The organism is Curtobacterium sp. MCLR17_007, from assembly GCF_003234655.2.
In the GTDB taxonomy this organism is placed as follows: Bacteria; Actinomycetota; Actinomycetes; order Actinomycetales; family Microbacteriaceae; genus Curtobacterium.
Genome location: NZ_CP126271.1, coordinates 1,425,029 through 1,446,672, shown reverse-complemented (window position 1 = coordinate 1,446,672; position 21,644 = coordinate 1,425,029). Strand labels below are relative to the sequence as shown.

Here is a 21,644-nt window from a genome sequence, read left to right as displayed (position 1 = left end):
CCGTTCGGACGACGCGTCCTGCTCGGCTGACCGCTCGTGCTCCGGCCGCTACGCGCAGTGGTCGGAAGGTCCGTCGGTGTCGTCGCCATCGGCGTTTCCTCCCAGGTGCTCGTGGACCGCCGCCGCGAACCGGCGACCCCGGTCCGCGTAGGAACCGAACTGGTCGAACGACGCAGCGGCCGGTGCGAGGAGGACCGTGTCGCCCGGTCTCGCGACCGACGCGGCATGCCGGACCGCCTCGGGCATGACCTGATCAGTGTCCGGTGCTTCGACCTGCAGGAGCGGTACCGTCGGCGCGTGTCGCGCGAATGCCTCGAGCACGGGGGTCCGGTCGGTGCCGATCACGACGACGCCGCGCGCGGCGGGACCGAACCGCGCGACGAGTCCGTCGATGTCGACGCCCTTGAACTGCCCGCCGAGGATCCACACGACGGACTCGAAGGACGACAGCGAGGCGGTGGCCGCGTGCGGGTTCGTCGCCTTCGAGTCGTCGACCCAGACGATGCCGTCGGCGCTCGTCGCGACGCGCTCGGTGCGGTGGTGGTCGGCTCGGAAGGCCTGGACCGCGCGCTGGATCGAACTCGGTCGGACGGACCCGGCGCGGGCCAGTGCCGCCGCCGCGAGCACGTTCATCGTCATGTGCGGGCTGTCGAGCCCGGCCTGCACCAGGTCGGCGTGGGTCGCGAGCTCGAGCGCGCTGTTCCGGCGGTCCTCGGTGAAGGCGCGGTCGCACAGCACGTCCTCGACGACGCCGACCTCGCTGGGACCCGGGATGCCGGGCGTGAACCCGACCGCGCGGCACCCCTCGACCACGTCCGCGTCCTCGACCATCGCGCGGGTGGCGTCGTCGGTGACGTTGTAGACGCAGGCCAGCACGGTGCGCTCGTAGACCTTGGCCTTGGCGGCCCGGTACGCCCGGGCGGACCCGTGCCACTCGAGGTGGTCGTCGGCGATGTTCAGGCACGCCGACGCGAGCGGCAGCACGGCGCCGTCGCCGGAGTCCGCCATGTAGTGCAGCTGGTGGCTCGAGAGCTCGACGACGAGCACGTCGAACCCGTCGGGATCGCGCACGACGTCGAGCACCGGCACGCCGATGTTTCCGCACGCGACCGCGCGGAGGCCCTCGGCCTCGTACATCGCGGTGGTGAGCTGGGTCGTGGTGGTCTTGCCGTTCGTGCCGGTGATCGTCACCCACGGGGCGGCGACGGGGCCCCGGACGACCTTGTCCCGCACCCGCCAGGCGAGCTCGATGTCGCCCCACACGGTGCTGTTGGTGACCGCCCACTGCACGGTGGGGTTGTGCGGCGGGAGGCCGGGTGACACGACCACGAGGTCAGGGGCTTGTTCGGCGAGCGACGTGGGGACGGCGTCGAGCGGGGTCTGGACGAACCGCGCTCCGATCACGTCGAGCAGCTCGACGCTGTCCGCCGGGGCGTCCGACGAGTACACCGTGACCGAGCTGCCGAGCTCGACCAGGGTGTCGGCGACGGAGAACCCGGTCGCGCCGAGCCCGAGCACGGCGACGTCGAGGCCCTTCCAACCCTCGGACCACCAGCTGTCGAGGCCGTCGAGTCGTTCAGCCAACGCGCGCGATCCATTCCAGGTAGAAGAGCCCGACACCCGCGGCGACGCAGAGTCCGGCGATGATCCAGAACCGCACGACGACGGTGACCTCGGCCCAGCCCTTGAGCTCGAAGTGGTGGTGCAGCGGACTCATCCGGAAGATGCGCTTGCCGTGGGTGATCTTGAAGTACGCCCGCTGCAGGATGACCGACCCGGTGACGATGAAGAACAGACCACCGATCAGGATCAGGAGCAGCTCGGTGCGGCTGAGGATCGCGAGACCGGCGAGGGCACCGCCGAGGCCGAGCGACCCGGTGTCCCCGAGGAAGATCTGTGCCGGGGACGTGTTGTACCAGAGGAAGCCGATCAGGCCGCCGCACACCGCCGCCGCGACGACAGCGAGGTCGAGCGGGTTGGTCACGGTGTAGCAGGCGTGTGCGGTGTCGGCGTCGAGCCGGGAACCACCGCAGATCTGGTTCGACTGCCAGAACCCGATGATCACGTAGGACCCGATCGCCAGGATGCTCGATCCCGTGGCCAGACCGTCGAGCCCGTCGGCCACGTTGACGCCGTTCGAGGTCGACACCGTGAGCAGCACGATCCACGCCAGGAACAGGATCGTGCCGATGACCGTCCCGAGCGCCATGAAGTCGAGCCAGGGGATGTCCCGGATGGCGGAGACCATCGTCGACGCCGGCGGCTTGCCGGTCGAGGACGGGACCACCAGGGCCACCGTGGCGAAGATGACCCCGACGATGACCTGGCCGAGCACCTTGGCCCAGCCGCCGAGCCCGAGACTGCGCTGCCGCCGGACCTTGAGGAAGTCGTCGACGAACCCGACGAAGCCGAGTCCCACCATCAGGAAGAGCACGAGCATGCCGGAGAGCGTCACGGAGTCGCGGCCGACCAGGTGCCCGACGAAGTAGCCGATCACCGTCCCGAGGATCAGGACGATGCCGCCCATGGTCGCGGTGCCGCGCTTGGTGTGGTGCGACTGCGGTCCGTCGTCGCGGATGAACTGTCCCCAGCCGAGCCGGTGGAACAGCTTGATGAACAGCGGCGTGAGCAGCAGTGTGAACACCAGCGACACCGCGCCGGCGATCAAGAGGGCGATCATGCGGACACACCTCCGAGGCGGTCGCCGAGGAAGCGCAACCCGGCCGACTTCGACGACTTCACCAGGACGACGTCGCCGGGGCGCACCATCTCCTGCAGCGTGTGGACGGCGTCGTCGACGTCCTCGATGAACACGGACTCGCCGTCCCACGACCCCTCGAGGGTGGCGGCCTGGTGGATGGGCATCGCACCGCGGCCGACGACCACGAGCTGCCCGATGCCGAGCCGGACGACGAGCCGACCGATGCGGTCGTGCTCCTCCACCGAGAACTCGCCGAGCTCGGCCATCTCGCCGAGCACGGCGATGGTCCGCTCCCCCGGCCGCACGACCTGCGCCAGGGTGCGGAGCGCGGCCGACATCGAGTCGGGCGAGGCGTTGTAGGCGTCGTTGATGACGGTGACGCCCTCGGGTCCGCCCTGCAGCAGCTCCATGCGCCAGCGCTCGGCGCGCGTCATCGACGCGAGTGCCGCGGCGCCGTCGGCGAGCGGGACGCCCCAGCGGTGGGCGACGGCCAGGGCGGCCGTCGCGTTCATGGCGTGGTGCTCGCCCAGGATGGCGAGGCGGACGTCGACGGTCTCGGGGACCTGCGCCGGTCCTCCAGAGCGTCCTGGAGGCGCGGTGAGCGTGAAGCGGGTGCCGTCGCGGTCCGTCACGACGTCGGACAGGCGGTAGTCGGCCTGGGCAGACGTACCGAAGCCCACGACGTGGGCGGCGGTCAGGTCGCGCATCGCGGCGACCCGGTCGTCGTCGACGTTCAGCAGGGCGGTCGCCGAGTCCGGCAGGTCGGTGACCATCTCGGACTTGGCGCGCTGCGTGGCCTCGATGCCGCCGAACTCGCCCGCGTGCGCCAGGCCCACCTTGAGGACGACACCGGTGTCCGGCTCGGCCACGCGGACGAGCTTGGCGATGTGGCCCTTGCCGCTCGCACCCATCTCGACCACCAGGTACCGGGTGTCGTGGGTGATGCGCAGCATCGAGATCGGCGCGCCGACGTGGTTGTTGAACGAGCCCTCGGGCGCGACGGTCTCGCCGTGTCCGGACAGGATCGTGCGGAGCATGTTCTTGGTGCTCGTCTTGCCGTTCGAGCCGGTGATGCCGACCACCCGGAGCGGTGCGGGCGAGCCGTCGTCGTCGACGCGGTCGGCGCTCGAGGCGCGGACCCGGGCGACGACCTCGTGCGCGAGCGCGGCGAGGGCGGCGTACCCGTCACGGACGACGATCTGTGCGGTGGTGGAGCCGTCGGGCAGGTCGACGGGCCGCTCGGTGACGACCAGTGCGGCACCGGCCTCGGCCGCAGCGGCCACGAAGCGGTGGCCGTCGGTCTCCTCGCCGAGCAGCGCGAAGAAGACGCTGCCGGGCCGGACCAGGCGGGAATCGGTCTCCACCTGACCGTCGACGACGGACTCGGAGGCACCGCGGAGCAGCTCGCCGTCGATCGCGGCGGCGACCTCGGCGAGGGACAGGGCGATCATCGCGCGTCCTCCACCGGGCCGGCGTTCGGCTCCCAGCCGGCCTCACGGAGTGCCGCGCGGGCTTCGTCGCGGGCCGAGTACGGGGTGCGCACGCCCTGGATGTCGCGGTAGTCCTGGTGTCCGGGACCGGCCCAGAGGATCGAGTCGCCCTCGCCGACGAGTCCGACGGCGGTGCGGATCGCCGCTTCGGGTGGGCTGACCTCGTGGATCTCGTGCTCGGGCAGCGCGGCGCGGGCGGCGTCGACCAGGGTCTTCCGGATCGAGGCGGCGTCCTCGAAGCGCGGGTGGTGGTCGGTGACGACGAGGATGTCGGAGCCCTCGGCAGCGACCCGGGCCATGTCCGCGCGCTTGGTGGTGTCGCGGTCCCCGTCGGCGCCGAACAGCATGACGACCTTGCCCGGCGTGAACTGCCGGACGGCGGCGAGCGTGTTGAGGAACGCGTCGGGGCTGTGGCCGAAGTCGACGTAGACGCTGGGGCCGCGGTCGCCGGACACGCGCTCGGTCCGGCCGGGCAGGTAGCACTCGATCGCGCTGACGGTGCCGTCGCCGGCGTCCTCGTAGTGCCGGTGGCCGCTCTCGAGCGCGTGCGCGATCGCCCCGAGCTCGAAACCGCCCTCGACGAGCATGACGATCGCCAGCGCGGCGTTGGCAGCCATGTGCCAGCCGATGAGCGGCACGCGGGTGGTGAGCTCGCGGCCCTCGGGTCCGGTCAGCCGGAACTCGGTGTAGGCCGCGTGTGCCTCGACGATGTCGACGTGCCACTCGGCCTCGACCTCGGGGTGCACCGTGATCGTGGTGACCGGGATGCGGGAGTCCTGGACGACGCGCTGACCCCAGTCGGTGTCGAGCGAGACGACGCCGCGACGGCCGTGCTCCGGCTGGAACAGCGGCAGCTTGGCCTGGTAGTACTCCTCCATGTCGGCGTAGTCGTCGAGGTGGTCGTGACTCAGGTTGGTGAACGCGACGACGTCGAACACGATGCCGTCGACGCGGTGGCGGCTGAGGGCCTGCGCGCTCACCTCGACGGCGACCGCGCGGACCTCGCTCTCGCGCATGCGGGCGAGCAGGGCGTGCATCTCGCTCGCCTCGGGGGTGGTCAGGCGGCTCGTGACGCTGAGCGAGCCGATGTGACGCTCGGCGGTGGAGCTCAGTCCCGTGACCAGGCCGAGCTGCTTGAGGATGCCCTCGAGGATGTACGACGTGCTGGTCTTGCCGTTGGTGCCGGTGACCGCGAAGAGCTGCGGCAGGTCCGTGGCCTCGTCCGGGTGGGTGCGGTACACCCATGCCGCGACGTCGCCGAGCGCCGCACGGGGGTCGTCCACGACGAGGACGGGCAGTCCGGACCCCTGGGCGACGTCGACACCCTCGGCGTCGGTGAGCACCGCGACGGCTCCGCGCTCGGCGGCCTCGGCTGCGAACTCGGCACCGTGGCGGTTCGCGCCGTGCACGCCGACGAACAGGTCACCCGGCTGCACCTCGGCAGCACTCAGGGTCACGCCGGTCGTCTCGACGGCGTCCAGCGACCCGACGACCCGCAGGCCGAAGCCGTTGGCCAGCTCGGCCACGGCCCTCGGGGTCGGGTGTTCGGGTCGGAGGACCGGGGGGATCCGTGCGGACAAGTGCTCCTTCTTCCTCACCACGGGGACGGCCTGGACTACCACGTGGAGGGGTAGGTCTGCGCCTCGGTCGTGGAGGGGGCGACGCGGTACTTCTCGAGCACCTGGGACATGAGTGTGCGGAACGCCGGAGCCGCTCCGCTCGAGAACTTGCTCGTCTGCGGCTTCGTGAACGTCACCGTGACAACATACTGGGGGTCCTCGGCGGGTGCCATTCCGGCCACCGAGATGATGCGCTGGGAGCCGTAGCCCTTGCTGCCCTCGGCCACCTCGGCGGTGCCCGTCTTGGCGGCGATGTTGTAGCCGGAGATCGGCTTCATCCCCACCAGGGTGCCGCCCGTGACCACGCTCTGCAGCATGTCAGTCACCTGGGTGGCCGCGTTCGCGGACACGACGCGCTCACTCTGCACGTCGGGCGCGTCGATCGTGGTGCCGTCGGCCGTGGTGCAGCCCTTGACGAAGTGCAGCGGGATCCGGACGCCCTCGTTCGCGATGGTCTGGTAGATGCTCGCGACCTGCATCGCCGTCGTCGAGATGCCCTGCCCGAACATCGAGTTGATGCCCGTCTGCTGGTCCCAGTTCGGGCTCGCGCCGTACTGCATGCCCGGCTGGCCCGGGTAGTCGATCGCCGACTCCGGCTGGAACAGGCCGAACTTCTTCATGACGTCGTAGCGCTGCTGGTCGGTCAGTCGTGAGCCGAGCTCGGTGATGCCGACGTTCGACGAGTCGCGGAGGATGCCGGTGAGGGTCAGGTTCTCGGTGGGGTGGTACTCGGCGTCGTGGATCGTCCCGCCCCACGGGAAGGTCCGCTCGTAGGGGACGACGACCCCGGTGGTCGGGGTGGCCTTGCCCTGGTCGATGAGCGCCGCCGCGATGGCCGCCTTGATCGTCGAGCCGGGCTCGTACGAGTCGGTGAGCGCTCGCGAGCCGAACGCGCCCTTGTCCGTCGTGGCGTCGACGTCGTTCGGGTCCACGGTCGGGTAGTCCGCGACCGCCAGGACCTCGCCGGTCTTCACCTTGGTCACCGTGGCGGTCGCCGACACCGCCTGGAGCTTCTGGGCCGCGTCCGCGATGTCCTGCGACGCCATGTACTGCAGGTCGCTGTCGATCGTCGTCTGCAGGGTCCCGCCGTCCTTGGCCTGCTTGGTCGTCACCGTGCTGCCCGGCAGCTGGACGCCGTCCTCGCCGCGCTCGTAGGTCTGCGAGCCGTTGGTGCCCGCCAGGCACTTGTCGTAGGCGTACTCCAGCCCGGCCTGCGCGCCGTCGGTGCCCATGAAGCCGGTGATGTTGCCCGTGGTCGCACCGGTCGGGTACGTGCGGGCCGACTGCTGCTGCGGGTAGAGCCAGGGCACGTCGAGCGCACGGACCGCCTCGTACTGCTTCACGTCGAGGCCCTTGACCAGGTACGCGAAGTCGGACGTGGGGTCGGCGTCGATCGACTTCCGCATCGCCGCGGCGTCGCCGTCCGTGGCCTTCGCGATGGCGGTCAGGGCGTCGGCCACGCTGACGTCCTTGACGCGGGTGCCGCCGAGTTTGCCCTCGAAGTCCTTGACCAGCCGCGGGGCCGTCGTGATGTTGTAGCGCGTCACGCTGTCGGCGAGTGCGGTGCCGTTGCGGTCGACGATCGATCCGCGCGTGCCGTAGAGGGTCACCGGGATGCTGCGCTTGGCGCTCGAGGCCTTGTTCAGCTCGGCCGCCTGGACGACCTGGATGTCGACGAGGCGGATCACGAAGACCGCCACCAGGGCGATCACGGCGACGATGACGACGCTGTAACGGAGTCGGCGGTTGCGGATCGTCTTCGTCACGCGGTGCGGTCCTTCCCGGCTGGTTCTGCTGACCCGGAGGTCACCTGGTTGACCCGCAGGTCACCGGGTGGAGGGTGCCTGGAGCTGGTTCGGGTCGGACTCTACGGACGGCGACGAGGAACCCCCGGCCGACGCGCTGGCGCCGTCGGTCTTCTCAGCGTCGGCCGTGCCGGACGCCGCACCGGCAGCGCCGGTCGTGCCCGCGGCGTCGGCGGTGCCCGTGGTGTCAGCGGTGCTGCCGGCCGCCGGGCCGTTCTCCTTGCTCGTCGCCGTGTCGCCGGGCTTCGCGACCAGCGGCACGTCGTCGAGCAGCGAGTTGGGCACCTGGTTGGCGGTGTTGCCCGTGGCCTCGTCCGGCGTGGCCGGGGTCGGGGTGCCGTAGACACGACCCGTCTTCGGGTCGAGGTACACGGGCGTCGAGTTCGCGATCATGCCGAGCGACTGCGCGTTGCGAGCCAGGTTCTGCGGCGAGTCGAGTACGCGCAGGTCCTCGGAGAGCGACTGCTGCGTCCGGCTCAGCGACGTCTGCTCGGCCGACAGGGAGTTCAGTTCGTAGGCGCCCTGGCTGAGCACCATGCTGATGCCGAGCTGCGCGAGGAGCAGGGTCCCGAGCGCGGCCACCGCGACGATCGCGTAGGCGACCTTCGGACGAGCGCGACGCTGGGCCCTGGTGGACGTGACCTCGACGAGCTCCGGCCGGTGTCGGTCGCCCGACGGACGCGGCGTGCGCGACGGGAGGACGGCAGGGTCGACGAGTGCGAGGTTCGTGCTCATGTCACTTCCGGATCCGCTCGGCCGCGCGGAGTCGCACGGGTGTTGCTCGGGGGTTGGCTGCGCGTTCGGCCTCGTCGGCCAGTTCCGCGCCCTTCACGACCAGCGCGAAGGTGGGGGCGTGCTCGGGGAGCTCCACCGGCAGGTCGGTCGGGGCGCTCGAGGTGGTCCGTGCGACGAGCGCCCGCTTGACGATGCGGTCCTCGAGGGACTGGTACGACTCGACGACGATCCGGCCGCCGACCGCGATGGCGTCGAGCGCCGCCGGGATCGCCCGCTCGAGGACGCTGAGCTCGGTGTTGACCTCGATGCGCAGCGCCTGGAAGACCCGCTTGGCCGGGTGCCCCTGGCGCTGGATCGCCACCGGGGTGGCGTCGTGCAGGACCTGGACCAGGTCGCCGGACATCGTGAACGGCTGCTCGGCGCGCCGTTCGACGATCGCCTTGGCGTAGCGGCCGGCGAGCTTCTCCTCGCCGTAGCGCTGGAAGATGCGGCGGAGTTCGCGCTCGTCGTACTCGGCGAGGACCTCGGCGGCGGTGATGCCCTGCGTCCGGTCCATGCGCATGTCGAGGGGTGCGTCCTGGCTGTACGCGAAACCGCGCTCGGCCCGGTCGAGCTGCAGCGACGAGACGCCGAGGTCGAACAGCACGCCGTCGACCTCGCGCACGCCGACCTCGTCGAGCGCCGCGTCGATCTCGTCGTAGACGGTGTGGACCAGGTGCACCCGGTCGCCGAAGCGCGCCAGGCGCTCCCCCGCGATGCCGAGTGCGTCGGTGTCGCGGTCGAGCCCGATCAGCGTCAGCTCCGGGAACCGCTCGAGGAGCCCCTCGGAGTGGCCGCCCATGCCGAGCGTCGCGTCGACGACGACCTTGCCGGGGCCGTCGAGCGTGGGGGTGAAGAGGTCCACGATGCGCTCGAGCATCACGGGGGTGTGCGGGAACCGCTGGGGGGTGTCGCCGTCGATGTGGTCTGTCATGTGCAGCCCTGATCTCCTGGGCCGCTGACCCGGATCCCCATCCATACCGACCTGACACCGGGGAAGGTGCATCAGGGCAGACGGCTGGGAGTCCCGATCCGCGGATCAGAAGATGCCCGGGATCACCTCCTCGTCGTTCTCTGCGAAGGCCTCTTCGGCTTCGGCGTAGTAGGTCTCCCACGCGGTGGTCGACCAGATCTCGGCACGGTCACCGGAGCCGATGACCGTGAGGTCCCGCTCGAGCCCCGCGTACTCACGGAGGTTCTGCGGGATCGTCACGCGGTTCTGCTTGTCGGGCTGTTCTGCGCTGGCCCCCGAGAGGAACAGGCGCATGTAGTCCCTGGTGCGCTTCGACGTCATCGGCGCCTGGCGGATGCGCTCGTGGATCTCCTCGAACGTGCGAGCACTGAAGACCACGACGCACCGCTCCTGGCCGCGGGTCATCACGAGCCCCCCGGACAGTTCGTCCCGGAACTTGGCGGGGAGGATCACGCGACCCTTCTCGTCGAGCTTCGGGGCATGGGTACCGAGCAGCACTCGGGGCCTCCCCTCAGCTCCACCGGTCGTCGATGAACCCCACGGTACTCCACTTCCCTCCACCACGGGGCCTTCTGCTCCCCGAAATCAGCGCTGTGCCCCCTTCTGGGGCGGTGAGCCGGACGTCCATGCTCACCAGAAGCCCGGGATTCCGGGCCTCGGGGCGTCGGGAGCAGCGGTGGAGCGAAGTGGAGGACTTTCGCAGCCCTGGCGGCGCGGTGGAGCGGCATGCAGAACGGACGGGAGGCTCGTGGCGCCGTCGCCACGAGCCTCCCGTCCGTCGGTCGGTCACCTCACCCCGTCACCCGCACGATGGGAGGACGGATCGCGCGTGGGTGGTGGGAACTTCCGACCGCCCATGCGCGAACCGGCTTCCTGCGCACGAATCCGCCTGCTGCGTGCGAGACAGCCCCAGCACGGAACGGCGCCCGGACACACAGAACGGGGCCGGCCCCTGTGGGCCGACCCCGTTCCGGGAAGTCAGTTCATTGTCTCAACTGGGATCGTTGCGCTTGTCCCATCGATCATTCATCCGGTCCATGAAGGACCCACCGGAGCTGCTCCCCCGAGTCCCACCGGACGACGCCGTCCGCGAGGGCTTGGAGGACGAACGCGGCGCGCGCATGCCGGGTCGGAGTGCGAACAGCACTCCGGCGAGCATGACGACGAAGCCGAGGACTCCGATGAGGGGCTGGCGCAAGACCAGCCCGAGGATGACGACGGCGACTCCAGCGAGCGCGCCCAGAACCCCGAGCGTGATCGACGTGTACGTCGGACGCCCTTGTCGCCGGGTGACGCGCGCCACGAAGTCGGAGTCGTTCTGGTAGAGGCTGCGCTCCATCTCTTCGAGAAGTCGCTGCTCTTGCTCCGAGAGTGGCATCTTGATTCCCTCTTTGTCCCTGGGATCAACGCGTGGTTGGTTGGCCGATTCTATGTCCCGACCACTCCACTAGGGTAGGCACCGTGGCTGAGAGTACGCGATTAGTGGACCTCGTCTCGGCGCGGATCGATCGGGCGCTCGACGAGCAGCGCGATCGACTCGCCGCGATCAGTCCGGACCTTGCTCCGTTCGACGAGTTCGCCCGAGACCTCCTTTCCGGCGGCAAGCGCTTCCGGGCCCTGTTCTGCTACTGGGGGTGGCAGTCGGTGGCGGGTCGTTCCGGGTCGTTCGACCCCCTGGCCGAGGGCTCACGGCAGACGACGGCCGAAGCGGTCGTGACGGTCGCCGCCGCGCTCGAGGTCTTCCACGCGGCCGCCCTCGTGCACGACGACATCATGGACCGCTCGGACACCCGTCGCGGGCGTCCGGCGGCGCACCGACGGTTCGAGTCCCGACACGCCGACTCCGGCTGGGTGGGTGACCGCGCGCTCTACGGCACGAACTCCGCGCTGCTGCTCGGCGACATGCTGCTGTCCCTCAGTGACGCCGTCTTCGACGAGGGCCTGGCACTGCTCGACCCCGCACGGGCGCGCGTCGTGCGACAGGAGTTCCACGCGATGCGGCTCGACGTCACCGCGGGCCAGTACCTCGACATCCACGAGGAGACCGCCTGGCCGACCGTCGACGAGGCCGAACACCTGCTCCGAGCGCAGCGGGTCGTCGTGTTTAAGTCCGCCAAGTACTCGGTCGAGGCGCCGCTCGTCATCGGCGCGCTCGTCGCCGGCGCCTCGGAGTCGCAGCTCGAGGGGCTGCGCTCGTTCGGCCTCCCCCTCGGCGTCGCGTACCAGCTCCGCGACGACATGCTCGGCGTCTTCGGTGACCCGGAGGTCACGGGCAAGCCGGCCGGCGACGACCTGCGCGAGGGCAAGCGCACGGTGCTCATCGCGACGGCCCGCAAGGCGCTGCCGGGTGGCTCGCGGTCGCTGCTCGACGAGCTGCTCGGCGACCCGGACCTCGACGAGGCCCAGGTGCAGATGCTCCGCGCGACCCTGACCGAGTCGGGCGCGGTGACCGCGGTCGAGCGTTCGATCGACCGGCACGTGCAGCGCGCCAAGGCGGCGCTCGACGCCGCGCCGCTCACACCGTCCGCGCGCGAGCAGCTCGCGTCGCTGGCCGACACGGTCAGCCGCCGCTCCGCCTGACCGGACAACGGCCATGACAGCAGGTCCGGTGCCAGCTGGCACCGGACCTGCTGTCCGTCGGGGCTAGAGCAGCGACTGCGCCACGCGGCGCACCTCGGCCTTGCGGCCGGCGCGCAACGCGACGATCGGCGCGACGCCGAGCACGTCGTCGACGGTCAGCATCCAACGGACGGCCTCGTCGTCGGAGAACCCGTTGTCGGAGAGCACGATGAGCGTGCCGCGGAGCTCGGGCATCGGCTCGCCCTCGTCGAGGAACTCGCTCGGCACGCGCAGCACGCCGCCGACGCGCGCCGGCAGCAGCGTGTGCTGCTCGAACAGGCGGTGGACGCGGCCGGGGCTCACGCCGAGCAGCTCGACCAGGTCCGGGACCGTCAGCCAGCGTTCGGATAGGGACATGTCGTCCGTGGGTGTGGCACTCACACGTTCATCGTGCCAGAGTGCCGCCTGCTCGCGAACCACCACATGAGTCACATCCGTCACGCACACCACATCCAGCTCTCTGGTTGACTTGCGATTCACGACATGCCAGCGTGGAGTCGCCTGTGAATGCGCTCCCGCGTGCGCGCACGGCTCACCCGGAGACAGGAGCACCCCGTGGACACCGCAGCAGACGACCACGCTCGACGCCAACGATCCGCCCGCTTCGCCACCATGCCGATCGTCCTGGCCGGGACGATCGCCGTCACCGCCGGGTTGACCGGTCCGGTCGCGCACGCCGAACCGCGCCACGACGACGACGGCAACGCCAAGCGCCACGTCGACGAGGACCACAACGTCGGCCACCGTTCGGTGTACAGCCCGGCCGTGGCACGACCCGCGCAGACCGTCGCGACGACCGTGTCGGCGGTCCGGGGCGCCCCGACCACCTACACCGTCCAGCAGGGCGACACCGTGTCGGGCATCGCGGCCCGCTTCGGCCTGTCGGCGCAGGAGGTCCTGGTGCGCAACGGCCTGGGCTGGAACACGATCATCCACCCCGGCCAGACGCTGCACCTCGCGTCGGCGCCCGCGGTCGCGACGGTGAGCACGGCCTCCTCGACCTCGTCGACCTACCACGTCAAGCAGGGCGACACGATCTCGGGCATCGCGGCCCGGGTGGGTGTGTCGACCAGCGCGCTGCTCGGCGCGAACGCGCTGTCCCTCGGCAGCGTCATCTTCCCGGGGCAGACCCTGACGGTGCCGAAGGCCGGTGCGGCTCCGCGTGCCGCCGCGCCTGCCGCCCCGGCGCGGACGGCACCGGCAGCGTCCGCCGCGAAGGCCGGGTCCGTCACGATCACGGCCGGCCAGACGATCGCGACCATCGCGGCCGCGCACGGCGTGTCGGTCTCGGCACTGCTGTCGGCCAACGGCCTGACCTACACGAGCACGATCTACGCGGGCAAGACGCTCGTGCTGCCGACGGCCGGAGCCGCGCCGACGGCGTCGGGCACGGCGCTCACGGCCGAGCAGCGTGCGAACGCCGAGACGATCGTGCGCGTCGGGCGGTCGCTGGGCGTCCCGCAGCGTGGCCTGGTCGTCGCGCTCTCCGCGGCGATGCAGGAGTCGAGTCTGCGGAACCTGCCGCACGGCGACCGCGACTCGGTCGGCCTGTTCCAGCAGCGACCGAGTCAGGGATGGGGCACCGCCGCCCAGCTGCAGGACCCGACCTACGCCGCCCGCCTCTTCTTCGGAGGACGGTCCAACCCGAACGCCGGGACGACCCGCGGTCTGCTCGACGTCTCCGACTGGTCCACCAAGAGCGTGACCGACGCGGCGCAGGCCGTGCAGATGTCGGCGTACCCGAAGGCGTACGCCCAGTGGGAGCAGGCCGCGACCGCCTGGCTGGCGACGCTCTGAGCCCGGACGCGGACGGCGCCGGCAGCGGGGCACGTCCGCGGACCGGACTCATCCTCGAGATCGAGATTGCATCACGACCGGTGCGCCGATGCGGAGGTCCCCGCCCACGCTTCGTAGAATGCCGCCGATGACCACGAACGCCGCCACGGACCCGATGATCGGTCGCATGATCGATCAGCGGTACCGTGTGCGATCCCGGATCGCGCGCGGGGGCATGGCGACCGTCTACCTCGCCACGGACGTCCGCCTCGAGCGACGTGTCGCGATCAAGATCATGCACGGCCACCTGGCCGACGACGCGGCCTTCCGTGAGCGCTTCATCCAAGAGGCACGTTCGGCCGCGCGGCTGTCCCACCCGAACCTCGTCGGCGTGTACGACCAGGGCGCCGAGGCCGACACCGCGTACATCGTCATGGAGTACATCCCGGGCATCACCCTCCGGGACCTGCTGCAGGAGCACCGCGCGCTGACGCCCGAGCAGACGACCGACATCCTGCGCGCCGTGCTCGCCGGCCTGGCCTCGGCGCACCGTGCGGGGATCGTGCACCGTGACCTCAAGCCCGAGAACGTGCTCCTCGCCGACGACGGACGCATCAAGCTCGGCGACTTCGGGTTGGCCCGGGCGTCGACCCAGAACACCGCCACCGGGGCCGCGCTGCTCGGCACGATCGCCTACCTCTCCCCCGAACTCGTCACCCGCGGCGCCGCCGACTCCCGCAGCGACGTCTATGCCGTCGGCATCATGCTCTACGAGATGCTCACCGGCGAGCAGCCGTACAAGGGCGACCAGCCGATGCAGATCGCGTACCAGCACGCCCACGACACCGTGCCCGCGCCGAGCCGTGCCGTGCCGGGCGTGCCGTCCGAACTCGACGACCTCGTCGCGTGGTCCACCGCCCGCGACCCGGACGACCGCCCCCGCGACGCCCGCGAGATGCTCGAGCACATCAACGGCAACCAGCAGCGGGCGACCGGTCAGTACCGCACGGCCGTGCTGCGTCCCGAGAACGCGACGGCGATCCTCCCGGCCGGCGCCCCCGGACCGGACGCGACCGACGCCACCACCGTCATCCCGCCCCAGGCCGGGACCGGCGGCGGGACGGGACCGAACGGCAGCGGTCGCGGGCGGAACGCCCCCGGGCCGCGGCGCACCGGGCAGACGCCGGGCGCGCTCTCTCCCGCCAGCCAGCGGCTCGCCGACAAGACGACCAGGCGCTCGAAGCGCGGCTGGATCGCCCTCGTGGTCGTCGTCCTGCTCATCGTCGTCGGCGCCGGGATCGGCTGGTGGTTCGGCCCGGGACCGGGCGGCAACGTCCGGATCCCCCAGGTCGCGGGCAAGTCCGTCTCGCAAGCCCGCCAGATGCTCGAGGCCGAGGGACTCCGTGCGGCTGACCAGACCCGGGCGCGGTTCGACGCCGTCGTCGCCAAGGGCGAGGTCTCCGCGACCGCCCCCGCCGCGGCGCGCGAGGTCCGCAAGGGCACGCAGGTGCAGATCCTGGTGTCGAACGGACCGAAGATGATCGCCCTCCCCACGATCGTCGGCCAGTCCGCGACCACGGCACAGGCGGCGCTCGACGACGACTTCGACCTGCAGGACCCGCAGTACCAGTTCTCGACCGACGTCGCCAAGGACACGGTCATCGCGGCGACCGGGCGCGACACCGACGGCAACACCGTCGACCTGACGACGGTGCAGGAGTACGGCGAACGCGGACCCATCACGCTGACGGTGTCGCTCGGCGCGGTCCCCGACGTCACGGGGCAGACCGCCGCGCAGGCGCAGAGCACGCTAGAGGGCGTCGAGCTGACCGTCGGGTCGCAGACCGACCAGTACGACGAGGACGTCCCCTCCGGCCAGGTCATCTCCGCGAAGGCCGAGGCCGACCCGGTCGTCAAGGGCACCGCGATCGACCTGGTCGTCTCGAAGGGTCCCGCGCCGATCACGCTGCCCGACGTGCAGGGCAAGACCATCGACCAGGCCGCCTCGACCCTCGAGAACCTCGGGCTCAAGGTGACGTACCCGGACTGCACGAACATCCTCTGCGGCTTCTACGACTGGAAGTCGAAGCTCCCCGTCACGGGCACCGACCCCGGCGCGAACGCCACGGTGCACAAGGGCGACACGGTCCGGCTGTCCTACGACCAGTAGGACGCTGCGGCGGTCGGATTCGGGCACGGGCAGAGCGGGGCCGTCGCGGGAGCGACACCGCGCAGGCGGAAGCGACGCGCAGAACCGCGCACGATGTCGCTTTCGCGACACTCCGACGGACAGGAGGCCCGGTACCAGCCCGCACCGAGCCTCCCGTCCGCAGCCGACGCCGCACTGTCGCGGGAGCGACACCGCGCAGACGGAAGCGACGCGCAGAACCGCGCACGTTGTCGCTTTCGCGACACTCCGACGGACAGGAGGCCCGGTACCAGCCCACACCGAGCCTCCCGTCCGCAGCCGACGCCGCACTGTCGCGAAAGCGACACCGCGCAGGCGGAAGCGACGCGCAGAGCCGCGCACGTTGTCGCTTCCGGTGCGCTCGTGCAAGGGGTGGTCGCGGGGGCGACACTCCGACGGACAGGAGGCCCGGTGCCAGCTGGCACCGGGCCTCCCGTCTGCAGTTCGCGCTGTTAGCGCGCGGGGTACGGGTGCGCGCCCAGTTCCTCGGCCACCAGGAACGCGAGCTCCAGCGACTGCATGTGGTTGAGGCGCGGGTCGCACAGCGACTCGTAGCGGGTGGCGAGGGTGGCCTCGTCGATCTGCTCGGAGCCGCCGAGGCACTCGGTGACGTCGTCACCCGTGAGCTCGACGTGCATGCCGCCCGGGTAGGTGCCGGCCTCGCGGTGCACCTCGAAGAAGCCGAGGACCTCGTCCACGACGTCGTCGAACCGGCGGGTCTTGTAGCCCGTGGGGGTCGTCAGCCCGTTGCCGTGCATCGGGTCGGTCACCCAGAGCGGGTTGGCGTCCATGCCCTTGATGGCCTCGAGCAGCTTGGGGAGCTCGTCGCGGATGCGTCCGGCGCCCATGCGGGTGATGAACGTGAGACGGCCGGGCTCGCGGTTCGGGTCGAGCTTCTCGATCAGGGCTTCCATGTCGGCGACCGTGGTGGTCGGACCGAGCTTGACGCCGATCGGGTTGCGGACCCGCGACAGGAAGTCCACGTGGGCCCCGTCGAGGTCCCGCGTGCGCTCCCCGATCCAGATGAAGTGACCGGAGGTGTCGTACGCCAGCCCGGAGCGCGAGTCGATCCGGGTCATCGGACGCTCGTAGTCCATGAGCAGGCCCTCGTGCGAGGCGAAGAACTCGACGTGCTTGAGCTGGTCGAAGTCGGCCCCGCAGGCACCCATGAACCGGATCGCGCGGTCGATCTCCTGGGCGAGGTGCTCGTACCGGGCGTTCGCCGGGTTCGACGCGAAGCCCTTGTTCCACGAGTGCACCTGGCGCAGGTCGGCGAACCCGCCCTGCGTGAAGGCGCGGACCAGGTTCAGGGTCGACGCGGCCGTGTGGTAGCCCTGCACCAGGCGGCGCGGGTCGGCCTGGCGGGACTCCGGCGTGAAGTCGTAGCCGTTCACGATGTCGCCGCGGTAGGCCGGCAGCGTGACGTCGCCGCGTGTCTCGAGGTCGCTCGACCGCGGCTTGGCGAACTGACCAGCCATCCGGCCCATCTTGACGACGGGCATCGAGGCGCCGTACGTCAGCACGACCGCCATCTGCAGGATCGTCTTGACGCGGTCGCGGATCGAGTCGGCGGTGGCACCCGCGAAGGTCTCGGCGCAGTCACCGCCCTGCAGCAGGAAGGCCTTGCCCTGGGCCGCGGCGGCGAGCCGGTCGCGGAGCTGGTCGACCTCGCCGGCGAAGACGAGCGGCGGCAGCGTGGCGAGCTCGGCGGAAGCGGCTTCGGCCGCTGCCTGGTCCGGCCACGTCGGCTGCTGCTTGATGGGGAGGGTGCGCCAGTAGTCGAGACCGTCGATCGCGTCCGGTTCCTGCAGGGCGACGAAGTCGGTCGACTCGGACAAGGCGGTACCTCGGTGTTCTCTCGCTGGCGGTGGTCCGACGGGACGCCGGAACCGTCCCACCCTACCGTGCAGGGGTGCTGCGGCGCTCTCGCATGACCTGCTCGCGTGCGGAGCTGGCCCGCTCCTTGACGCTCGTCGCGTAGACGTCCTCGTACTCCTGGCGACTGAGCCCGGCGAGCTCGTGCATGACCTCGTCCGTCACGCTCCGCAGGATGAAGCGGTCGGTCTCGAAGCCCTGGAAGCGCGAGAAGTCGAGCGGCTTGCCGAACACGACCCCGACGCGCTTGAACTTCGGGAAGCGCTGGCCGATCTGCTGCACCTCTCTGGTGCCGATCATCGCGACGGGGACCACGACCACGCGGCCCTCGAGGATCATCCGGGCGATGCCGGTGCGGCCGCGGTAGAGCTTGCCGTCGGGGCTGCGGGTGCCCTCCGGGTAGATGCCGAGCTGCTCGCCGCGCGCCAGCACCTGCAGGCCGGTCCGGAGCGACGCCTCGGAGGCTTTGCCACCGGACCGGTCGATGGGCAGCTGGCCGATCGCGTTGAAGAAGGTCTTGGTCGCCCAGCCCTTGAGCCCCCGGCCGGTGAAGTAGTCGCTCTTCGCCAGGAAGGACATGCGACGGTCGAGCACGGCAGGCAGGATCACCGAGTCGATGAACGAGACGTGGTTCGACGCGAAGATGACCGGCCCCGAGGTCGGGACGTGCTCACGACCGACCACCCACGGCCGGAACAGCGTCAGGATGAGCGGGCCGAGCAGGAAGTTCTTCAGCAGCCAGTAGAGCATCGTCGACTCCGTCGTGGGTGGGGCGGGCAGCGGGCGTCAGGCGGTACGGGCGTGGATCCGCGCGAGGTCCGCGGCACCGACGACACCGGCGTCGTTGACGAGTTCCGCGATCACGAAGTCCGGCTCCGGGTGGTACCCGCGGGCCGGGAGGTTGTTGAGGTACGCCTGACGGATCGGGTCGAGCAGGCGCTCCCCCGCGCTGGCGACGCCGCCGCCGAAGACGAAGAGCTGCGGGTCGAGCACGGCCGACAGGGACGCGCAGGCCTCGCCGAGGTGCCGGCCGAGACGACGCAGAGCCGCCAGGGCCCCGGGGTCGTCGGCCAGGATGAGCTCGCCGACGACCGCGCCGTCGAGCTGGCCGCCGTTGTCGTCACGCGCCTGGGCCAGTGCGACGCCGATGCCGCCGGCGTCGGCGACGTCGTTCGCCATGCGCTGGAGGGCACGGCCGGAGCCGTACTGCTCGATGCACCCACGGGCACCACAGCCGCAGGGCAGGCCGTTCGGGACGATGCGCAGGTGGCCGATCTCGCCACCGGTGCCGAAGCCGCCGCGGAACAGGCGGTCCTCGGTGACGATCGCGCCGCCGACCCCGGTGCCGATCGTCAGCATGGTCATGTCGGACACCAGACGCCCGGCGCCGAAGCGGAACTCGGCCCACCCGGCGGCGTTGGCGTCGTTGTCGACGGTGATGTGCAGGTCGCCGAGTCGCTGCTGCAGCTTCTGCCGCAGGGGCTCGTTCCGCCACCGGATGTTGGGCGTGTAGTAGACGATCGACTGCGAGGCGTCGATGAAGCCCGGGGCGGCGACGCCGACCGCGCCGACGTCGTTCGCGGCGCGGAGTCGCGAGACCATCGCGACGACGTCGTCCAGCATGGCGTCCGGGTCCGCAGCGTTCGTGGCGACGCGGTCCTCGGCGACGATCTCGCCCAGTTCCGTGACGACCGCTCCCGCGATCTTGGTGCCCCCGATGTCGATTCCGATGGCGTGCACGAAGACCGAGCCTACCGGTTCGCTGCGTGCGCATCGAACGTGCGACATCCGCCTCTATGCTGGGAACAGAGGCGTCAACATGAGACGACCTCGCCATCGAACCGGTCGACAAGGGAGTTGCCGTGAACGATCAGCGACCCGTACCCACCAGCGAGTCACACCACGACGCGGCTCCGGCCGCCCCGGACCACGGCTCGGCAGCACGCCTGCTCGCCGATCGGGCACGGGCCACCCCGGACCGACCGATCCTGGCGGAACGGCACGGCGACACGTGGACCACCATCAGTGCCGCCGAGGTCGAGCGGCGCGTCCGCGGCATCGCGAAGGGCTTCGTCGCCGCGGGGCTCGAGCCGGGCGCACACGTGGCCATCCTGTCGCGCACCCGACTCGAGTGGACGCTCGTCGACTTCGCGGTGTGGACCGCCGGGCTCGTGTCGGTGCCCGTGTACGAGACGAGCTCCCCCGACCAGGTCCGCTGGATCCTCGGCGACTCCGAGTCGGTCGCCGTCGTGGTCGAACAGGAGGAGCACGCGCGCCGCGTGGCCGGGATCGCCGCGGACCTGCCGCACCTCGGGCAGCACTGGACGATCGACGGCGGCGGCCTCGACGACCTGATCCGGCTCGGCGAGGACGTCACCGACGACGAACTCGACGCCCGGACGGCCGACGTGCACGGGCACGACGACGCCACGATCATCTACACCTCGGGCACGATGGGGCGGCCGAAGGGCTGCGTCCTGCGCCACGACAACTTCACCGCAACCGTCGAGGGTGCGACCGCGGCCATGCCCGAGGTGGTGGCCGACGGGTCCTCGACCCTGCTGTTCATCCCGCTCGCCCACGTCTTCGCGCGGTTCATCGCCGTGATGAGCATCTCGACCGGGGTGCTCGTCGGGCACGAGCCGGACACGAAGGACCTGATGCGTGCGGTGTCGACCTTCCGACCGTCGTTCCTGCTCGCCGTTCCCCGCGTCTTCGAGAAGATCTACAACTCGGCCGAGCAGAAGGCCGACCTCGGCGGGCGGGGCAAGGTGTTCCGCGCCGCGGCGGCCACCGCGGTCGCGCACTCCGAGGCACTCGCCACCGGTCGCGTCCCGCTCGGCCTGCGCCTGCGCTTCCGGTTGTTCGACCGGCTCGTCTACAGCAGGCTGCGCGACGCCATGGGCGGACGGGTGCAGTACGCGATCAGCGGTTCCGCCCCGCTCTCGCCCCGGCTGTCGCACTTCTTCCGGTCGATCGGGGTGCTGATCCTCGAGGGCTACGGGCTCACCGAGACCACGGCTCCGGCGACCGTGAACCGCGCCGGTGAGCTCCGCATCGGGTCGGTCGGGCGCGCGCTGCCCGGCGTCGAGGTCCGGATCGCCGACGACGAGGAGATCCTGATCCGCGGCGTGGACGTCTTCGACCGCTACTGGAACAACCCCGAGGCGACGGCGGCGGCCTTCGCCGCGGGCTGGTTCCGGACGGGCGACCTCGGCCGCCTCGACGGGGACGGGATCCTCACCGTCACGGGTCGCGCGAAGGAGCTCATCGTCACCGCGAGCGGCAAGAACGTCGCACCGGCGCCGCTCGAGGACGGCATCCGTGAGCACCCGCTCGTCGGGCAGGTCGTCGTCGTCGGCGAGGCCAAGCCGTTCGTCGCCGCCCTCGTCACGCTCGACCGGGACATGCTGCCCGGCTGGTGCGCCTCGCGCGGGATCGAGCCGGCGCTCTCCGCGCACGAAGCCGCCTACGACGACCGCGTCCACCGGGCGGTGCAGGAGGCGATCGACGCGGCGAACGGCCGCGTCTCGCGCGCCGAGTCCGTGCGCTCGTTCACGATCCTGGACACCGAGCTCACCGAGGCGTCGGGCCACCTGACGCCCAAGTTGACGATCAAGCGCGCGGTCGTGATGCGCGACTTCGCCGCGGACGTCGAGCACATCTACGCGGGCTCGAAGGTCCAGACCACGGCGACGCCGGTGGTCCAGGGACGTCGACGACGGTGAGTGGACGGGCTGCGGCCCGCCACGACCGTCAGCAGGATGTCGGGAGGCCCGGTGCCGGTCGACGAGACCGGCACCGGGCCTCCTGTCAGGAGACCG

17 protein-coding genes are annotated in these 21,644 nt (G+C 71.0%); 4 read left to right on the top strand and 13 right to left on the bottom strand.

The genetic code is table 11. The features are described from left to right. Positions 1 to 48 precede the first annotated feature (48 nt). From murD to DEJ13_RS06820, 9 genes are all read right to left on the bottom strand, one after another. Positions 49 to 1,584 (bottom strand): UDP-N-acetylmuramoyl-L-alanine--D-glutamate ligase, encoded by a 1,536-nt coding sequence (murD, locus tag DEJ13_RS06860; RefSeq protein WP_181437016.1) that lies wholly within the window; start codon positions 1,582 to 1,584, stop codon positions 49 to 51. Then, positions 1,577 to 2,680 carry a phospho-N-acetylmuramoyl-pentapeptide-transferase gene (gene mraY, locus DEJ13_RS06855; protein ID WP_111106761.1) on the bottom strand — a complete coding sequence of 368 codons (1,104 nt, stop codon included), beginning with the start codon at positions 2,678 to 2,680 and terminating at the stop codon, positions 1,577 to 1,579. Before mraY ends, murD begins: the two co-directional genes overlap by 8 nt. Continuing rightward, positions 2,677 to 4,152, bottom strand: a complete 1,476-nt coding sequence (locus DEJ13_RS06850; RefSeq protein ID WP_111106760.1) for a UDP-N-acetylmuramoyl-tripeptide--D-alanyl-D-alanine ligase — start codon at positions 4,150 to 4,152, stop codon at positions 2,677 to 2,679. The genes mraY and DEJ13_RS06850 overlap by 4 nt, the downstream gene beginning before the upstream one ends. Further along, the gene (locus DEJ13_RS06845) at positions 4,149 to 5,771 is read right to left on the bottom strand and encodes a Mur ligase family protein (protein WP_056125461.1); all 1,623 of its coding nucleotides are present in this window, start codon (positions 5,769 to 5,771) and stop codon (positions 4,149 to 4,151) included. The genes DEJ13_RS06850 and DEJ13_RS06845 overlap by 4 nt, the downstream gene beginning before the upstream one ends. Before the next feature lie 35 nt (positions 5,772 to 5,806). Then, positions 5,807 to 7,576 carry a peptidoglycan D,D-transpeptidase FtsI family protein gene (locus DEJ13_RS06840; RefSeq protein ID WP_258374077.1) on the bottom strand — a complete coding sequence of 590 codons (1,770 nt, stop codon included), beginning with the start codon at positions 7,574 to 7,576 and terminating at the stop codon, positions 5,807 to 5,809. 60 nt (positions 7,577 to 7,636) lie between these two features. Next, positions 7,637 to 8,350: a cell division protein FtsL gene (ftsL, locus tag DEJ13_RS06835; protein ID WP_111106759.1), complete on the bottom strand. Its 714-nt coding sequence runs from the start codon at positions 8,348 to 8,350 to the stop codon at positions 7,637 to 7,639. 1 nt (position 8,351) lies between these two features. Next, complete coding sequence (gene rsmH / locus DEJ13_RS06830) at positions 8,352 to 9,323, bottom strand: 16S rRNA (cytosine(1402)-N(4))-methyltransferase RsmH (RefSeq protein ID WP_111106758.1); 972 nt, start codon at positions 9,321 to 9,323, stop codon at positions 8,352 to 8,354. Positions 9,324 to 9,428: 105 nt separating this feature from the next. After that, entirely contained in the window at positions 9,429 to 9,860 is a 432-nt protein-coding gene (mraZ, locus tag DEJ13_RS06825) for a division/cell wall cluster transcriptional repressor MraZ (protein WP_056125468.1), read from the bottom strand. 493 nt (positions 9,861 to 10,353) lie between these two features. After that, the gene (locus DEJ13_RS06820) at positions 10,354 to 10,740 is read right to left on the bottom strand and encodes an SCO2097 family morphological protein (protein WP_056125471.1); all 387 of its coding nucleotides are present in this window, start codon (positions 10,738 to 10,740) and stop codon (positions 10,354 to 10,356) included. A gap of 83 nt (positions 10,741 to 10,823) precedes the next feature. On the opposite strand from DEJ13_RS06820, the gene DEJ13_RS06815 reads away from it, so the two are divergent. After that, the gene (locus DEJ13_RS06815; RefSeq protein WP_056125474.1) at positions 10,824 to 11,942 is read left to right on the top strand and encodes a polyprenyl synthetase family protein; all 1,119 of its coding nucleotides are present in this window, start codon (positions 10,824 to 10,826) and stop codon (positions 11,940 to 11,942) included. A gap of 63 nt (positions 11,943 to 12,005) precedes the next feature. Here the strand turns inward: DEJ13_RS06815 and DEJ13_RS06810 are convergent, their stop codons facing one another. Then, positions 12,006 to 12,338 (bottom strand): Rv2175c family DNA-binding protein, encoded by a 333-nt coding sequence (locus DEJ13_RS06810; protein ID WP_111106792.1) that lies wholly within the window; start codon positions 12,336 to 12,338, stop codon positions 12,006 to 12,008. Between the two features lie 198 nt (positions 12,339 to 12,536). Here DEJ13_RS06810 and DEJ13_RS06805 point away from each other — a divergent pair, with 198 nt between their 5' ends. Together DEJ13_RS06805 and pknB are read left to right on the top strand one after the other, a co-directional pair. Continuing rightward, positions 12,537 to 13,778, top strand: coding sequence for a LysM peptidoglycan-binding domain-containing protein (locus DEJ13_RS06805; RefSeq protein ID WP_258374076.1), 1,242 nt, complete (start codon positions 12,537 to 12,539; stop codon positions 13,776 to 13,778). A 127-nt stretch (positions 13,779 to 13,905) separates the two neighbouring features. Then, positions 13,906 to 15,927 carry a Stk1 family PASTA domain-containing Ser/Thr kinase gene (pknB, locus tag DEJ13_RS06800; protein ID WP_056125477.1) on the top strand — a complete coding sequence of 674 codons (2,022 nt, stop codon included), beginning with the start codon at positions 13,906 to 13,908 and terminating at the stop codon, positions 15,925 to 15,927. Positions 15,928 to 16,397: 470 nt separating this feature from the next. Here the strand turns inward: pknB and DEJ13_RS06795 are convergent, their stop codons facing one another. The 3 genes from DEJ13_RS06795 to DEJ13_RS06785 form a co-directional block, all read right to left on the bottom strand. Next, on the bottom strand, positions 16,398 to 17,783 hold the full coding sequence (locus DEJ13_RS06795) for a class II 3-deoxy-7-phosphoheptulonate synthase (RefSeq protein WP_111106756.1): 1,386 nt from the start codon (positions 17,781 to 17,783) through the stop codon (positions 16,398 to 16,400). 61 nt (positions 17,784 to 17,844) lie between these two features. Continuing rightward, complete coding sequence (locus DEJ13_RS06790; protein WP_056125480.1) at positions 17,845 to 18,570, bottom strand: lysophospholipid acyltransferase family protein; 726 nt, start codon at positions 18,568 to 18,570, stop codon at positions 17,845 to 17,847. A 36-nt stretch (positions 18,571 to 18,606) separates the two neighbouring features. Further along, complete coding sequence (locus DEJ13_RS06785) at positions 18,607 to 19,560, bottom strand: ROK family glucokinase (RefSeq protein ID WP_056125482.1); 954 nt, start codon at positions 19,558 to 19,560, stop codon at positions 18,607 to 18,609. Positions 19,561 to 19,682: 122 nt separating this feature from the next. Here DEJ13_RS06785 and DEJ13_RS06780 point away from each other — a divergent pair, with 122 nt between their 5' ends. Next, a complete protein-coding gene (locus DEJ13_RS06780) occupies positions 19,683 to 21,548 on the top strand; it encodes an AMP-dependent synthetase/ligase (protein WP_111106755.1) in 1,866 nt (621 codons plus the stop codon). The last annotated feature ends 96 nt before the right edge of the window (positions 21,549 to 21,644 follow it).

What these genes read in the sequence shown, in the direction of transcription:
- DEJ13_RS06790 (WP_056125480.1), bottom strand. Translation starts at nt 18,570, where the DNA reads ATGCTCTACTGGCTGCTGAAGAACTTCCTGCTCGGCCCGCTCATCCTG.
- ftsL (WP_111106759.1), bottom strand. Translation starts at nt 8,350, where the DNA reads ATGAGCACGAACCTCGCACTCGTCGACCCTGCCGTCCTCCCGTCGCGC.
- pknB (WP_056125477.1), top strand. Translation starts at nt 13,906, where the DNA reads ATGACCACGAACGCCGCCACGGACCCGATGATCGGTCGCATGATCGAT.
- DEJ13_RS06810 (WP_111106792.1), bottom strand. Translation starts at nt 12,338, where the DNA reads ATGTCCCTATCCGAACGCTGGCTGACGGTCCCGGACCTGGTCGAGCTG.
- rsmH (WP_111106758.1), bottom strand. Translation starts at nt 9,323, where the DNA reads ATGACAGACCACATCGACGGCGACACCCCCCAGCGGTTCCCGCACACC.
- mraY (WP_111106761.1), bottom strand. Translation starts at nt 2,680, where the DNA reads ATGATCGCCCTCTTGATCGCCGGCGCGGTGTCGCTGGTGTTCACACTG.
- DEJ13_RS06850 (WP_111106760.1), bottom strand. Translation starts at nt 4,152, where the DNA reads ATGATCGCCCTGTCCCTCGCCGAGGTCGCCGCCGCGATCGACGGCGAG.
- DEJ13_RS06820 (WP_056125471.1), bottom strand. Translation starts at nt 10,740, where the DNA reads ATGCCACTCTCGGAGCAAGAGCAGCGACTTCTCGAAGAGATGGAGCGC.